The following is a 14,455-nucleotide window of genomic DNA, read 5'->3' as shown; positions in this document are numbered from 1 at the left end:
CACTTGTACGTTGAAAACTGAATATCTTAATTCCAAGAAAAAACCGAGAATCATTGAGATCAATGAAAACATTGCAAAGCGACCGAGAGAGTTCGAAAGAACAAACTTGCAAGGTCAAGTGAAGAAGGGCGCACGGTGAATGCCTTGGCACTGGAAGCCGATGAAGGACGCGACTAACCGCGAAAGTCTTCGGGGAGCCGTAAGTAGGCTTTGATCCGGAGGTCTCCGAATGGGGGAACCCAGCATGTGCAGACATGCTATCCTTAAGTGAATACATAGCTTAAGGAGGGAACACGCAGCGAACTGAAACATCTAAGTAGCTGCAGGAAGAGAAAGAAATATCGATTTCCCAAGTAGCGGCGAGCGAACAGGAAAGAGCCCAAACCGGCAGATTTATCTGCCGGGGTTGTAGGACTGAAACATGGCACTTCAGAGGATAGCAGAAGCGTTTGGGAAAACGCGCCAGAGAGGGTGAAAGCCCCGTAAGCGAAATCCAAAGAAGGCCTATCAGTATCCTGAGTAGGGCGGGACACGTGAAATCCCGTTTGAATCCGCGAGGACCATCTCGCAAGGCTAAATACTAACCAGTGACCGATAGTGAACCAGTACCGTGAGGGAAAGGTGAAAAGAACCCCGGGAGGGGAGTGAAAGAGAACCTGAAACCGTGTGCCTACAAGTAGTCAGAGCCCGTTAACGGGTGATGGCGTGCCTTTTGTAGAATGAACCGGCGAGTTGCGTTAGTCAGCAAGGTTAAGTCAGAAAAGACGGAGCCGCAGCGAAAGCGAGTCTGAAGAGGGCGAGCAGTTGGCTGACGCAGACCCGAAACCAAGTGACCTACCCATGACCAGGTTGAAGGCGCGGTAAAACGCGCTGGAGGACCGAACCCACGTAAGTTGAAAATTGCGGGGATGAGTTGTGGGTAGCGGTGAAATTCCAAACGAACTTGGAGATAGCTGGTTCTCTCCGAAATAGCTTTAGGGCTAGCCTCGCAAAGAGGATGCTGGAGGTAGAGCTCTGTTTGGACTAGGGGCCCGTCAAGGGTTACTGAATTCAGATAAACTACGAATTCCAGACATTTATGTGCGGGAGTCAGACTGCGAGTGATAAGATCCGTAGTCGAAAGGGAAACAGCCCAGATCACCAGTTAAGGTCCCAAAATTCATGCTAAGTGGAAAAGGATGTGGAGTTGCGCAGACAACTAGGACGTTGGCTCAGAAGCAGCCATCATTCAAAGAGTGCGTAATAGCTCACTAGTCGAGTGACGCCGCGCCGAAAATTTACCGGGGCTAAGCATGATACCGAAACTGTGGATGTGCGTTTATGCACGTGGTAGGAGAGCGTTCTAGCGGCGGTGAAGCATGACCGAGAGGACATGTGGAGCTTCTAGAAGTGAGAATGCCGGTATGAGTAACGAAAGACAGGTGAGAATCCTGTCCGCCGCAAGACTAAGGTTTCCTGGGGCAGGCTCGTCCGCCCAGGGTAAGTCGGGACCTAAGGCGAGGCCGAGAGGCGTAGTCGATGGACAACAGGTTGAAATTCCTGTACTGCACCGAATCGTTATGAGCGATGGAGGGACGCAGGAGGCTAGCAGCGCGTGGTGCTGGATACCACGTTCAAGCGTCAAGTCTGAGAGCGAGTCAAATGCTTGCTTTCATAAGGACAAGGCGTGATGAGGAGCGAAATTAAAGTAGCGAAGGCTGCGACGTCACACTGCCGAGAAAAGCTTCTAGCCAGAAACGGTGCACCCGTACCGCAAACCGACACAGGTAGTCGAGGAGAGTATCCTCAGGTGAGCGAGAGAACTCTCGTTAAGGAACTCGGCAAAATGGCCCCGTAACTTCGGGAGAAGGGGCGCTGGTCGCAAGATCAGCCGCAGTGAAAAGGCCCAAGCAACTGTTTATCAAAAACACAGGCATCTGCAAAATCGTAAGATGAAGTATAGGTGCTGACACCTGCCCGGTGCTGGAAGGTTAAGAGGAGAGCTTAGCGCAAGCGAAGGTTTGAATTGAAGCCCCAGTAAACGGCGGCCGTAACTATAACGGTCCTAAGGTAGCGAAATTCCTTGTCGGGTAAGTTCCGACCTGCACGAAAGGTGTAATGATTTGGGCACTGTCTCAACGAGAGACTCGGTGAAATTATAATACCCGTGAAGATGCGGGTTACCCGCGACAGGACGGAAAGACCCCATGGAGCTTTACTGCAGTTTAATATTGGGTATCTGTCAAGCATGTACAGGATAGGTAGGAGCCGGAGAAGATAGGACGCCAGTCTTATCGGAGGCGCTGGTGGGATACTACCCTTGCTTGACGGATGCTCTAACTCAGGCCTGTGATCCAGGCCGAGGACAGTGTTTGACGGGCAGTTTGACTGGGGCGGTCGCCTCCTAAAGTGTAACGGAGGCGCCCAAAGGTTCCCTCAGAATGGTTGGAAATCATTCGCAGAGTGTAAAGGCAAAAGGGAGCTTGACTGCGAGAGAGACAACTCGAGCAGGTACGAAAGTAGGGCTTAGTGATCTGGTGGTACCGCATGGAAGGGCCATCACTCAACGGATAAAAGCTACCCTGGGGATAACAGGCTTATCTCCCCCAAGAGTTCACATCGACGGGGAGGTTTGGCACCTCGATGTCGGCTCGTCGCATCCTGGGGCTGAAGTCGGTCCCAAGGGTTGGGCTGTTCGCCCATTAAAGCGGCACGCGAGCTGGGTTCAGAACGTCGTGAGACAGTTCGGTCCCTATCCGTCGTGGGCGCAGGAAATTTGAGAGGAGCTGTCCTTAGTACGAGAGGACCGGGATGGACGCACCGCTGGTGTACCAGTTGTCTTGCCAAAGGCATCGCTGGGTAGCTATGTGCGGACGGGATAAGCGCTGAAAGCATCTAAGTGCGAAGCCCCCCTCAAGATGAGATTTCCCATTTCTTTAAGAAAGTAAGACACCTCAGAGACGATGAGGTAGATAGGCCGGGAGTGGAAGAGCCGTGAGGCTTGGAGCGGACCGGTACTAATCAGTCGAGGACTTGACCAAAAGAGCAAAGCAATGAGGTTTTGACTTGGAAGAGATATTCAGTTTTGAGCGTGCAAGCTCAAGCAAAGAGTGCGGTGGCAATGGCAAGAAGGATACACCTGTTCCCATGCCGAACACAGAAGTTAAGCTTCTTAACGCCGAAAGTAGTTGGTGGGAAACTGCCTGCGAGGATAGGAAGCTGCCGCGCTCAATCAGCCAGACTGTCTAGCCTGGCTTTTATCATGCGGAAGTAGTTCAGTGGTAGAACATCACCTTGCCATGGTGGGGGTCGCGGGTTCGAATCCCGTCTTCCGCTTAGCGTCAAGCGATGCTTAATTGAACAGATGCACCCATAGCGCAACTGGATAGAGTGTCTGACTACGAATCAGAAGGTTGTAGGTTCAAGTCCTACTGGGTGCATTGGAGGATTAGCTCAGCTGGGAGAGCATCTGCCTTACAAGCAGAGGGTCACAGGTTCGAGCCCTGTATCCTCCATCTGGCCCGTTGGTCAAGTGGTTAAGACACCGCCCTTTCACGGCGGTAACATGGGTTCAAATCCCGTACGGGTCATTGCCGGAAGGCAAAACAGAATATTTGGTCCATTGGAGCAGTGGTCTATCTCGCCTCCCTGTCACGGAGGAGATCGCGGGTTCAAATCCCGCATGGACCGTCACTGAGAAGCAGGTATCCACCTGCTTCTTTTTTGTCTTTGCATTTGTTTTTTCTTTCTGTCTTATTCTTTTCTTTCTAAATTTTCTTGACTGCTTATTTTACTTTAGAAACAATCTATTTTCTTTTTGCTAATTACTTGCCAATTTGTCTTTTGGTGTACTAGAACAAATAGTACAGTAGAGACAGCTAGAAAGGAGCGAGCTAGTGGACTTTATTGACTATTTGGACAGCCGGCCGATTTACCAGCAGATCGCGGACAGGTACAAGCAGCTGATTCTGACCGGAGTCATGCTGCCAGATGAGCAGCTGCCGTCTGTGCGGAAGTTGGCCATGGAATTGTCGACTAACCCTAATACAGTGCAGAAGGCATACGCCGCGCTGGAACGGGAGGGATACGTTTACAGCGTCAAGGGCCGGGGGAATTTCGTCCGGGCCAATGAAACGCTGAAGAGCAAGAAAAAAGAAGAGCTGAAAGGGAAAATGATTGATTTAATTAAGGAGATTCAAGCAGTAGGCCTGGATCCACAGGAATTATTTGCTGAGGCCATGGAGGAGGCGGCAGAAGATGATCGAGATTGATGCACTAAGCAAGGATTATGAGCAGACAGAGGCCATTAAGAACCTTAACCTGACCATTGAAGAAGACCGGGTCTTTGGCTTGATCGGGACCAACGGGGCCGGCAAGAGCACCCTCCTGCGGATGATCGCTGGCATCCTGCGGCCGACTTCTGGGCATATCACTATTGATGGCTTGCCAGTTTATGACAATCCAGCCGCAAAGAAAAAGTTTTGCTTCATTCCAGATGACCCCTACTTCTTCCCAAATGCCACAGCGGAGTCTATGGCCAGGGATTACGCGGCGGTTTACCAGGACTTTGACCAAGAACGTTTTGCCAGACTGCTGGCGGACTTTCGCTTAGAGCCAAAGCGCCGCATACACGACTATTCTAAGGGCATGAAGCGGCAATTGGCGATCCTGCTAGGATTATGTACTAACACCAAGTACCTGCTCTTAGACGAAGTTTTTGACGGCTTAGACCCGGTTATGCGGCAGAGCATGAAGAGTCTTTTTGCCGAAGACATGGACCGGCGGCAATTGACTCCAATCATTGCCTCTCACAACTTGCGGGAATTGGAAGATATTTGTGACCACATCGGTTTCCTGCACAGCGGCGGTCTGCTTCTATCAGAAGACTTGGCCGACATGAAACTGGAAATCCAGAAGCTGCAGTGCGTCTTTAAGGACGACCGGGACATGGAGGAAGTCCTGGGCAAGCTGAAGCTGGTTGACCACAGCAGCCGGGGTCGCCTGCACACTTTGGTCGTGCGGGGGAGCCGGAGCGAAGTCGAGGCGGTCTTTGACCATGTGCCGATGACCTTCTTCGAAATCCTGCCGTTGACCTTGGAAGAAATCTTTATTGCAGAAGCGGAGGCAGTTGGCTATGACACGCGCAAACTTATCCTTAAATAAACACGGTCTGCCGCAAAAAGAAATCCTGCGGCACCGGAAAGTACCTGTAGTCTTGGCGATCTTGGTCATGGCCATGTTCTATATCGTTGGGCCGATTCTGGTTTTGATCAGCAACAAAGATGTTGAGACGGCTTCCTTGCTGCATGACGCCCGGACATATTATATTTTTCAAAATACGAGCATATCGGCTGCGATGGCCGGGATCTTCGGCATCTACCTGGCCTTTGAAGGCTTCCGCTTCTTGCACGTGCCGCGGCAAGTGGACTATTACGAGAGCCAGCCGGTCAGCCGCAAGACCCGCTTCATCGGAATTACGGTCAACAGCTTGCTTATTTATAGCTTGCTTTACTTGCTCTTTTTCTTGGCCGGAATGCTGATCTTGGCTGCAGGTGGGGCTAATTCCCTGGCTGACGGTGAGGTCTGGCGGGGCTTTCTGGCTGACCTTTTTGCCTTTTCAGCCTGGTACGCTATCGCCTCTTTGAGCATGATGATCACAGGTAATACCTTTGTGGCTGGCTTAGCCACGATCTTTTTCTCCTGCTTTGAATTTGGCTTGATTTTTCTGAATTCAATCTTCTATTCCGCCTTGGCAACTACGGCTGGCTATGACAATCATGATTGGCTGGCATACACCAATCCTTCAACTCAGGTTTATAACTCAAATCACTGGCTGGGGATCGGGATTAACCTGCTTTGGACCGTCCTTTACCTGGCCTTAGCCTACTGGGCTTACCAGAACCGGGCTAATGAAAAGGCCGGCAGAGCTGTGGCTTTTGCCTGGGTTGAACAGGTGGTTAAGATCATCGTGGTTGTCTACTTCGCGGCAATTGGCGGGATCATTGGCTACACGATGATCGGCTTAAACTTTGCTTGCGGCATTATTGGTGCCCTGATCATTGGTTTAATAACTGCCAGCTTGATGGAAATCATCTACAAGTTTGACCTGGCTGCCTGGAAGCATAATTTTGTCCAGAGCTTGCTGTTAACCGTGGCGGGTTTAGCAATTTTGGCCGGCATGGTTTGGGGAGCCAAGCGCTATGATGATTGGCTGCCTGCAAGCAAGCAAGTAGCCAGTGTGGCAATTTCGCGGGATGACGGCATCTATACCAACTATTACATGGGTAAAAAATCAGCTAAAGGTGACGCCAGCGATTATGCCGCGAAATACATGTATTTGCCGGTAAACAGTGACCTCATAAATCTGGTTAAAGTCGGCAGCAAATTTACTCAGAACCGGTCCCATGAACGGGAAGATTCAGTCCAGATGCGCTTTGTCTTCAGAATGAAGAATGGCCGCATCAAGGCCAGGGTCTATGATGTGGATAGAAAGACGCTGAAGAAATACTTTGAACCAATCAGCAAGACAAAGGCTTACAAGCAGGCTTACTTCCAGATCTACCACGACCAGATGATTATGGACAATCTGGATAGCGTGTCCTTTACCTACACAAATGGCAAGGAAACGATCAAGCGCCAGGACAGCCAGCTTTACAATGACTTCCGGGCAGCCTACAAGCAAGACTTAGCCAAGTGGGACTACCAGCAGGCCAGCCTGCAGAAGCCGATTGGCCAAGTCGCGGTTTCCTGGACGCGGGCAAATGGCAAGCGGGCTAAGATCTACTATCCGGTTTACAGTAACTACAGTCAGACAATTGCTTTCTTAAAGAAAAACAAATTGTATTCCGCAAAGAAAGTTAAATTGGAGTATCAACAGCCCTTAGATTTTTATCTTGAAGATCAATTCGGTTAAAGGGTGAAAATCAGCCTAATTTGCTTAATAACTTTACTTTTCCGGCTATTTTCTCTATTATTAAAATAATTATAGATCAATGTTGCTTTAATTATTTAGGAGGATAGATGGCGAAAAAACACGAAAACGCGGATGGAACGCTCCGGTCCTTATCGAACAGGCATGTCCAGATGATTGCCATCGGGGGCACGATCGGGACTGGTCTCTTCTTAGGGGCCGGCAGCACGATCTCGGCCACCGGACCGTCAGTCATTTTGATTTATGCATTCATGGGGGTCTTTTTCTTCTTCATGCTACGGGCATTGGGAGAAATGTTTTACTCAGACCCCAACCACCATACCTTCGTCTCATTTATTACTAAATACCTGGGGCCAGCAGCCGGCAACTTCGCCGGCTGGTCCTACTGGATCGGCCTGCTCTTTGCCTGTATGGCTGAACTTACAGCGGTCGGGACCTACTTCCAGTACTGGTTCCCGCACGCGCCTCTTTGGCTGGTTGAGCTGATCTTCCTAGGAGCCTTGACCCTGCTGAACTTGACGGCAGCCCGCCTCTTTGGGGAAACGGAATTCTGGTTTGCCATGATCAAGATCATCGCTATTATCTCCATGATCTTGACCGGGGTCTTCCTGGTGGCAACCCATGCTAAAACCCCGGTTGGCTATGCTTCTTTAGCCAGCCTGACCAAGAACTTCAAGCTGGCGCCAAATGGCACTTACGCCTTCTTTACCGCCTTCCCGATGGTCTTCTTCTCCTTTGCCGGGATTGAATTCGTGACTATTACGATCGGGGAAGCTGAAGATCCCCACCGGGTGATCAAAAAGGCGGTCAACGAGACCTTGTTGAGAATCTTGATCTTCTACATCGGGACTTTGACCGTGATCATGTGCGTGGTTCCCTGGCGGTCAGTGTCTGCCTCAAGCAGTCCTTTCGTCCAGGTCTTCCAGTTAGCCGGCTTCACTACCGCGGCTTCAGTTCTGAACTTCGTGGTTTTGACCAGCGCGGCTTCAGCCTTGAACTCAACCATCTTCTCAGCTGGCCGGCACTTCTTCCAATTAGCGCAAGAAGCTAAAAAGGGCAGCTGGCTGAAAGAAAAATTTGCCAAGATTGCGCCAAACGGGGTACCGGCAAGAGGGATCGCGATCTCAGTTTTATTCGCCCTGATCGCGCCAATTCTCAGCTTCTCTAACACGGCAATTGAGGCTTTCAGCATGGTCGCCGGGGCCACCAGTGACATCTTTATCCTGGTTTACGTGCTGGCCCTGCTGGCTCACCGGAAGTACCGCAAGTCCAGTGACTTTATGGAAGATGGCTTCAAGATGCCTTTTTACCAGGTAACCAGTCCATTGACGATTGCCTTCTTCCTGGTCATCTTCTTCAGCCTCTTCTTCGTCAAGGCGGATATCTTTGGGGGCAGCCTGGCCACGGCCTGGGCCGTCTTCTTTGGGAGTTTCTGTTACTTCCACCAGCGGGTTAAGGACAAGCGGGCCGGAAAATAAAAGTAAATAAATCATACAGTCATGACCGAGTCATGGCTGTTTTTTATGCGTAATGTTAGGTTTTCTACAAAAATAATGGGGAAAACAAGGGAGAAAAGCTAGACATTTTTGTAAAAGTCGAACACTTTCCTTGACTTTGCCTAGTAAAGAGAGTATCTTAAACAGATATTAAAAATTAAAAACGATTGAAGGGCGGAAATCGAATGGCATATAATAAAATGTTGGTTCTGCAGACAGACTTTGGTTTAGTAGATGGGGCGGTCAGCGCCATGCACGGGGTGGCCCACACGGTTGCCAGTGACATCCAGGTCTCTGACTTAACTCATGAAATCCCACCTTACGACATTTGGAACGCCTCTTACCGGCTTTACCAAACCATCAAGTACTGGCCAGCAGACACGGTCTTCGTCTCTGTCGTTGACCCAGGCGTTGGCTCAGCCCGCCGGTCAATCGCCGTCAAGACCAATTCCGGTCACTACGTCATCACCCCAGACAACGGGACTTTGACCCATATCTACAAGTATGAAGGGGTTGAAGCCGTCCGGGTGATCGATGAAAACAAGAACCGCCTGCCGCACTCCCAGGAAAGCAACACCTTCCATGGTCGGGACGTTTACGCTTATAACGGGGCCATGCTGGCCAGCGGGCAGGTTGCTTTTGAAGAATTAGGCGAAGATGTCCCAGTTGACAGCCTGGTGACTCTGCCGGTGATCGAGCCCCGCCTGCAAGGCAACACGGCCGTCGGCACCATCGACGTTTTGGACGTCCGCTTTGGTTCTTTATGGACCAACATTCCACTGGAAATGGTCAAAGAGCTGTCTATCGACCGGGGCGACAGCCTGCTGGTCACCATCTTGCATCAGAACGTGGCCGTCTACCAGGAACACATCCCTTTCGTGCGGTCATTCGCGGAAGTCAACCTGGGCCAGCCACTCGTCTACATCAACTCCCTGGTCAACATCGGGATTGCCCTCAACCAGGAATCCTTCGCCGCTGTCCACCACATCGGCACCGGGACCGATTGGCAGGTCAAGATCAGCAAGGTTAACAAGTAAAAAAGGAATTGGAGAGATTTTTTATGAATAAGTATATGTGGAAGTTAAGCCCTAAGAACATCGCTGCCTTGGGGATCGGGTCAGCCGTTTTCGTGATTGTCGGCCGTTTTGCCTCAATCCCAAGCGGTCTGCCAAACACCAACTTTGAACTGGTTTACGCCTTCCTGGCCATGATTGCCATGATCTACGGGCCAACTGTCGGCTTCGGGGTCGGCTTCATCGGCCACGTCCTCTTGGACTTGATGATGTACGGGCAGACCTGGTGGAACTGGAACTTTGCGGCCGGCTTCCTGGGCTTTTTCATCGGCCTCTACGCTTTGCGCGTCAACATCGACCAAAGTGAATTCAGCGCTAAGGAAATGGTGATCTTTAATGTGGTGCAGGTCGTGGCCAACGCTATTGTCTGGTTCCTCTTGGGGGCCGTGGGCGACATGGTCTTGAACAGCGAACCAGCGGCTAAGGTCTTTGCCCAAGCCGGCCTGACTACCTTGATGGATTGTTTGACCATCGCGGTTTTGGGTACCATCCTGCTCAAGCTTTACGCCGGCAGCCGGGTCAAGAAGGGCAGTTTGCACAAGGATTAAGGAATTAATATATGACAAGTCTGATTCAGTTTAGAGATTTTTCTTTTCAGTACGACAGCCAGCAGGAGCCAACCCTCCACAATATCAATTTGACGATTGAGCAGGGGGAAAAAGTATTGCTGGCCGGGCCCTCAGGGTCTGGCAAGTCAACCCTGGGCAAGTGCTTGAACGGATTGATTCCCAACCTGGATAAAGGGACGATCACAGGCCAGTGCTTGATTGATGGCAAGGACATCAGTCAGACTGGCCTGTTTGACTTATCTTTTACCACTTCAACCATTCTCCAGGATACGGATGCCCAGTTTATCGGCCTGACGGTCGGGGAAGACATCGCTTTTTCCCTGGAAAATGACTGCGTGCCCCAGGACAAAATGAAGCAGGTGGTAGACCGCTGGGCCAAGGAGCTGGATTTGGGCGATTTGCTCAAGCAGGCTCCCCAGAGCTTGTCGGGCGGACAGAAGCAGCGGGTGGCCCTGGCCGGGGTCTTGGTTGACGAGTCCCCGATCCTGCTCTTTGACGAACCCCTGGCCAACCTGGACCCGGCCTCTGGCTACGAGACCATGCGCCTCATCGACCGGATGCAGAAGAAGTTCAGGGCCACGGTCATCATCATCGAGCACCGCCTGGAAGAAGTCCTGGCTGAGGAAGTAGACCGGATCGTCCTGGTTGATGATGGCCGGATTTTAGCTGACCAAAAGCCGGATGACTTGCTCAAGGCTGACCGCCTGGAGGCTGTCGGGGTCAGAAATCCTCTTTACCTGGACACCATGAAGACGGCTGGGATTGATTTGAATAAGCTTGAAAAGCTGACCCCGCTGGAAGCTTTGCCGGTTGAGAGGGATGCCAAAGACAAGCTTTTGACCTGGCAAAACAGCTACCAGTTGCCGGCAGAAAAGGCAGCTGGTAAGGAGCTCTTGACCTTGAAAAATGTTGGCTTTGCCTACAGCGCCGACCAAAAATACCCTTTAAAGGACGTTAATGCCGTCATCAAGGAAGGGGACTTCATCTCCATCGTCGGGCAAAACGGGGCGGGGAAGACCACCCTCTGCCGCTTGATCTGCGGCTTTTTGCAAAACACGGGCGAGATTGCCTGGCAAGGCGAGGACATGGCCGGCTTGTCCATCAAGGAGCGGGCGGACAAGATCGGCTACGTGATGCAGGATCCCAACCAGATGATCAGCCAGACCATGATATTTGACGAAGTAGCCCTGGGCTTGCGCTTGCGGAAAGTACCAGAAGACGTGGTCAAGGAAAGGGTGGGCAAGGTTCTTAAGATCTGCGGCCTCTACCCATTCAGAAACTGGCCGGTTTCCGCCCTCAGCTTTGGGCAAAAGAAGCGGGTCACGATCGCGGCGATTTTGGTCCTGGAACCGGACTTGTTGATTCTGGATGAACCAACAGCTGGCCAGGACTGGAAGACCTACACGGAAATCATGTCCTTCTTGCAGAAATTAAATGCAGCTGGCAAGACGATCATGATCATCACCCATGACATGCACTTGATGATGGAATACACTGACCGGTCACTTGTTTTTGCCAAGGGACGTTTGATTGCCGACACCACGCCGGTTGCGCTCTTGACTGATGAAAAGCTGATCGAGCAGGCTTCTTTGCGGCAGGTCAGCCTCTTTGACCTGGCCCAGCATTACGGCTTGCCAGATCCGGAGGGCTTTGCCTGCAAGTTCGCGGCTTATGAACGGGAAAGATTGGGGGAAAACGCTAATGAATGATGCAGTTTTAGGCTATACGCCGGGGAAGACCTTTGTCCACCGCTTGAGCGCGACCACTAAGCTTTTGTTCTTGATTATTACTTCGGTGGCCTGCATGGTGACTTATGACACCCGCTTTTTACTGATCATGTGCCTTTTGTCCCTGGTCTTGTTCAAGGTTTCCCAGGTCAAGTGGGGGCAGGTGTCAGTTGTGGTCAACTTGATCATAATTTTCGCGGTCTTGAACTTGATCTTGGTTTATGTCTTTCAGCCCAGCTACGGGGCGGACCTCTATGGCAGCAAGCACGTCCTGCTGGGCAGTGGCTTTTTTGCTTTAACGGCTGAGGAGACTTTTTACCTCTTCAACTTGCTGCTCAAGTATATCTGTGCCGTGCCGATTGCAATCTTGTTCTTATTGACGACCAATCCCAGCCAGTTTGCTTCCAGTCTGAACCAGATTGGGATCAGCTACCGCTTCTCTTATGCCTTTTCCCTGGCCCTGCGCTATATTCCAGATATCCAGGAAAGCTACTGGGCGATTTCCCATGCCCAGCAGGCCCGGGGGAATGAGATTTCGAAGAAGGCCAAGCTGGCTGACCGGGCCAAGGGGACGGTCAATATCGTCATGCCTTTGATTCTGTCCAGTTTAGACCGGATCACGGTGATCTCCACGGCCATGGAACTACGCCGGTTTGGATCCAAGAAGAAGCGGACCTGGTACACTTCCCAAAAGCTTAAAGCCAGCGACTGGCTGAGCTTGGGGGTGGCAGTTTTGCTGGTTCTCTTGATGCTCTACTTCTGGCATCTGAACCATGGCCGCTTTTACAACCCTTTTAAGTAGAAGATAAATTTCAGGACTCGTTTGAGTCCTTTTTATTTGTCAAAAATTAACTTAAAAACAGAGAGTAAGTTAAAAGGTTACTGAACTGCTAAAAGGCCTTTTACCGTGTCTTTTTTAGTGAAAAAAGGAGAATACAGGCAAGCAAATCTGTTTTTTATCGGCGAAAAAGCTGGAAAAATCGCCTTTTAACTTTTGTGACAGAAATCGCTATCTTTTGTAAAAGTGGAAAAGATATATAAAATAATTTATTCACAATGGCAAAAGGAGGTTATCGCTTACATCGCTAATAAGGCAAAACATAAGGGAAAAGCAGCTTCTTGTGTCATTAAGAAAGGGGGATTTTACCCTCTTTTCTTTTTTCTAAATGTTGTTATAGTAGTAATTGAGAAATTGATCACAAGAAATAAGCAAGAAGCAGGAGACGAGAGAATGCCTAAGCAAAGCACCACAGAAGTGGAAAAGTCAGTTCGAACTGAAGACGAAATCTACCACAATATCGATATTTTGGTTAATAAATCACATGAAGCCTTAGCCCAGATGGACGACTTCAGCCAGGAAGACGTGGACAAGCTTTGTCAAGTCATTGAAAAAGTCGGTGAAGACAATGCCCGCTACTTGGCCCAAATGGCAGTTGACGAAACTGGCCGGGGCAAGGTCGAAGACAAGGTGACCAAGAACACCTATGCTGCCCAGACTATCTGGGAAAGCATGAAGGATATGAAGACGGTCGGGGTGATCGAAGAAGACAAGCAGGAAGGCTTGATGAAGATTGCTGAACCGATCGGGGTCATCGCCGGGGTAACGCCAGTCACCAACCCGACTTCCACGGTTATCTTCAAGGCTATGATCGCCATGAAGAGCAAGAACACCATCATCTTCGGCTTCCACCCGCAAGCCCAAAAATGCTGCGTGGAAACAGCCAAGCTGATCAAGGAAGCCACGGTTGCCGCCGGGGCACCGGAAAACTGGATCCAATGGATCGAACACCCAAGCCTCACGGCCACGACGGCTTTGATGAACAACCCAAAGGTGCAGATAGTCCTGGCCACTGGCGGCCCAGGCATGGTCAAGGCCGCCTACTCAACTGGCAAGCCGGCTCTGGGCGTGGGCCCAGGCAACGGCCCGTCCTACATCGAAAAGACAGCGGACATTGAACAGTCAGTTAACGACATCGTCTTGTCCAAGACTTTTGACAACGGGATGATCTGTGCCTCAGAAAACTCCGTCGTCGTTGACAAGGAGGTCTATGACCAAGTCAAGGAAGCCTTCTTAAAGCGCCACTGCTACTTCTTAAAGGCTGACGAAATCAAGCTCTTTGAAGAACACTTCATCGACCCCCGCCGGGGGACAGTCGCTGGCCCGATGGCCGGCAAGAGCGCGGTCAAGATCGCTGAAATGTGCGGGGTGACCGTGCCTGCCGACACCCAAGTCATCGTGGCTGAATACAGCGGGGTTGGCCCGAAGTACCCATTGTCAGCTGAAAAGCTGTCCCCGGTCTTCACCCTCTACAAGGCGGAAAACAGTGCCCAGGCCTTCAAGATCTGCACCGACCTCTTGAACTACGGCGGCCGGGGCCACACTGCCGGCATCCACACCCAAAACAGCAAGGTTATCCGCAAGTTTGCCTTCGCCATGTCTGCCTGCCGTATCCTGGTCAACAGCCCGGCTGCCCTTGGCGGGATCGGCGGGGTCTACAACAACATGATGCCATCCTTGACCCTGGGAACCGGCTCATACGGGGCTAACTCAGTTTCTCACAACATCACCGCCAAGGACCTCTTGAACATCAAGACCGTGGCTATGAGAAGAAAGCCAATCTTATAAAAAATACCGTCATTAAAAAGCAAGAATCCATGTCTTAAATTAGCTAAGCTGAAG

The 14,455-nt window shown here is 50.9% G+C and carries 8 protein-coding genes, 5 tRNA genes, 2 rRNA genes and 1 pseudogene; all 16 read left to right on the top strand.

Going from position 1 to position 14,455, the window contains the following annotated elements; translation table 11 throughout:
* Nucleotides 1-112: 112 nt before the first annotated feature.
* Nucleotides 113-3,020, top strand: a 23S ribosomal RNA gene (locus LJ046_RS09190).
* Nucleotides 3,021-3,090: 70 nt separating this feature from the next.
* Nucleotides 3,091-3,207 (top strand): 5S ribosomal RNA (gene rrf / locus LJ046_RS09185).
* 36 nt (nucleotides 3,208-3,243) lie between these two features.
* Nucleotides 3,244-3,315: transfer RNA gene (locus tag LJ046_RS09180), tRNA-Gly, on the top strand.
* 30 nt (nucleotides 3,316-3,345) lie between these two features.
* Nucleotides 3,346-3,419, top strand: a tRNA-Arg gene (locus LJ046_RS09175).
* 2 nt (nucleotides 3,420-3,421) lie between these two features.
* Nucleotides 3,422-3,494 (top strand) — tRNA-Val (locus LJ046_RS09170).
* 3 nt (nucleotides 3,495-3,497) lie between these two features.
* Nucleotides 3,498-3,569, top strand: a tRNA-Glu gene (locus tag LJ046_RS09165).
* A gap of 26 nt (nucleotides 3,570-3,595) precedes the next feature.
* Nucleotides 3,596-3,669, top strand: a tRNA-Asp gene (locus tag LJ046_RS09160).
* Nucleotides 3,670-3,875: 206 nt separating this feature from the next.
* Nucleotides 3,876-4,250 carry a GntR family transcriptional regulator gene (locus tag LJ046_RS09155; RefSeq protein WP_002876393.1) on the top strand — a complete coding sequence of 125 codons (375 nt, stop codon included), beginning with the start codon at nucleotides 3,876-3,878 and terminating at the stop codon, nucleotides 4,248-4,250.
* A complete protein-coding gene (locus LJ046_RS09150; protein WP_002876389.1) occupies nucleotides 4,237-5,142 on the top strand; it encodes an ABC transporter ATP-binding protein in 906 nt (301 codons plus the stop codon). The genes LJ046_RS09155 and LJ046_RS09150 overlap by 14 nt, the downstream gene beginning before the upstream one ends.
* The gene (locus LJ046_RS09145) at nucleotides 5,114-6,892 is read left to right on the top strand and encodes a DUF6449 domain-containing protein (protein WP_002876388.1); all 1,779 of its coding nucleotides are present in this window, start codon (nucleotides 5,114-5,116) and stop codon (nucleotides 6,890-6,892) included. The genes LJ046_RS09150 and LJ046_RS09145 overlap by 29 nt, the downstream gene beginning before the upstream one ends.
* A 107-nt stretch (nucleotides 6,893-6,999) precedes the next feature.
* Nucleotides 7,000-8,388, top strand: a complete 1,389-nt coding sequence (locus LJ046_RS09140; protein ID WP_035176362.1) for an amino acid permease — start codon at nucleotides 7,000-7,002, stop codon at nucleotides 8,386-8,388.
* Between the two features lie 203 nt (nucleotides 8,389-8,591).
* Nucleotides 8,592-9,443 carry an SAM hydrolase/SAM-dependent halogenase family protein gene (locus LJ046_RS09135; protein WP_002876384.1) on the top strand — a complete coding sequence of 284 codons (852 nt, stop codon included), beginning with the start codon at nucleotides 8,592-8,594 and terminating at the stop codon, nucleotides 9,441-9,443.
* A 23-nt stretch (nucleotides 9,444-9,466) separates the two neighbouring features.
* The gene (locus tag LJ046_RS09130; protein ID WP_002876383.1) at nucleotides 9,467-10,027 is read left to right on the top strand and encodes an ECF-type riboflavin transporter substrate-binding protein; all 561 of its coding nucleotides are present in this window, start codon (nucleotides 9,467-9,469) and stop codon (nucleotides 10,025-10,027) included.
* Nucleotides 10,028-10,038: 11 nt separating this feature from the next.
* Entirely contained in the window at nucleotides 10,039-11,757 is a 1,719-nt protein-coding gene (locus LJ046_RS09125) for an ABC transporter ATP-binding protein (protein WP_002876381.1), read from the top strand.
* The gene (locus LJ046_RS09120) at nucleotides 11,750-12,577 is read left to right on the top strand and encodes an energy-coupling factor transporter transmembrane component T family protein (RefSeq protein WP_002876378.1); all 828 of its coding nucleotides are present in this window, start codon (nucleotides 11,750-11,752) and stop codon (nucleotides 12,575-12,577) included. The genes LJ046_RS09125 and LJ046_RS09120 overlap by 8 nt, the downstream gene beginning before the upstream one ends.
* A gap of 429 nt (nucleotides 12,578-13,006) precedes the next feature.
* A pseudogene (locus LJ046_RS09115) lies at nucleotides 13,007-14,386 on the top strand (aldehyde dehydrogenase family protein); the annotation flags it as partial.
* Between the last annotated feature and the right edge of the window lie 69 nt (nucleotides 14,387-14,455).

The organism is Lactobacillus delbrueckii subsp. jakobsenii ZN7a-9 = DSM 26046 (assembly GCF_001888925.1).
Taxonomy (GTDB): Bacteria; Bacillota; Bacilli; order Lactobacillales; family Lactobacillaceae; genus Lactobacillus; species Lactobacillus delbrueckii.
Note: the sequence above shows the minus strand (reverse complement) of the source record. Positions and strands in the feature narration are given on the sequence as shown.

What these genes read in the sequence shown, in the direction of transcription:
- LJ046_RS09130 (WP_002876383.1), top strand. Translation starts at nt 9,467, where the DNA reads ATGAATAAGTATATGTGGAAGTTAAGCCCTAAGAACATCGCTGCCTTG.
- LJ046_RS09145 (WP_002876388.1), top strand. Translation starts at nt 5,114, where the DNA reads ATGACACGCGCAAACTTATCCTTAAATAAACACGGTCTGCCGCAAAAA.
- LJ046_RS09140 (WP_035176362.1), top strand. Translation starts at nt 7,000, where the DNA reads ATGGCGAAAAAACACGAAAACGCGGATGGAACGCTCCGGTCCTTATCG.
- LJ046_RS09135 (WP_002876384.1), top strand. Translation starts at nt 8,592, where the DNA reads ATGGCATATAATAAAATGTTGGTTCTGCAGACAGACTTTGGTTTAGTA.
- LJ046_RS09120 (WP_002876378.1), top strand. Translation starts at nt 11,750, where the DNA reads ATGAATGATGCAGTTTTAGGCTATACGCCGGGGAAGACCTTTGTCCAC.
- LJ046_RS09125 (WP_002876381.1), top strand. Translation starts at nt 10,039, where the DNA reads ATGACAAGTCTGATTCAGTTTAGAGATTTTTCTTTTCAGTACGACAGC.
- LJ046_RS09150 (WP_002876389.1), top strand. Translation starts at nt 4,237, where the DNA reads ATGATCGAGATTGATGCACTAAGCAAGGATTATGAGCAGACAGAGGCC.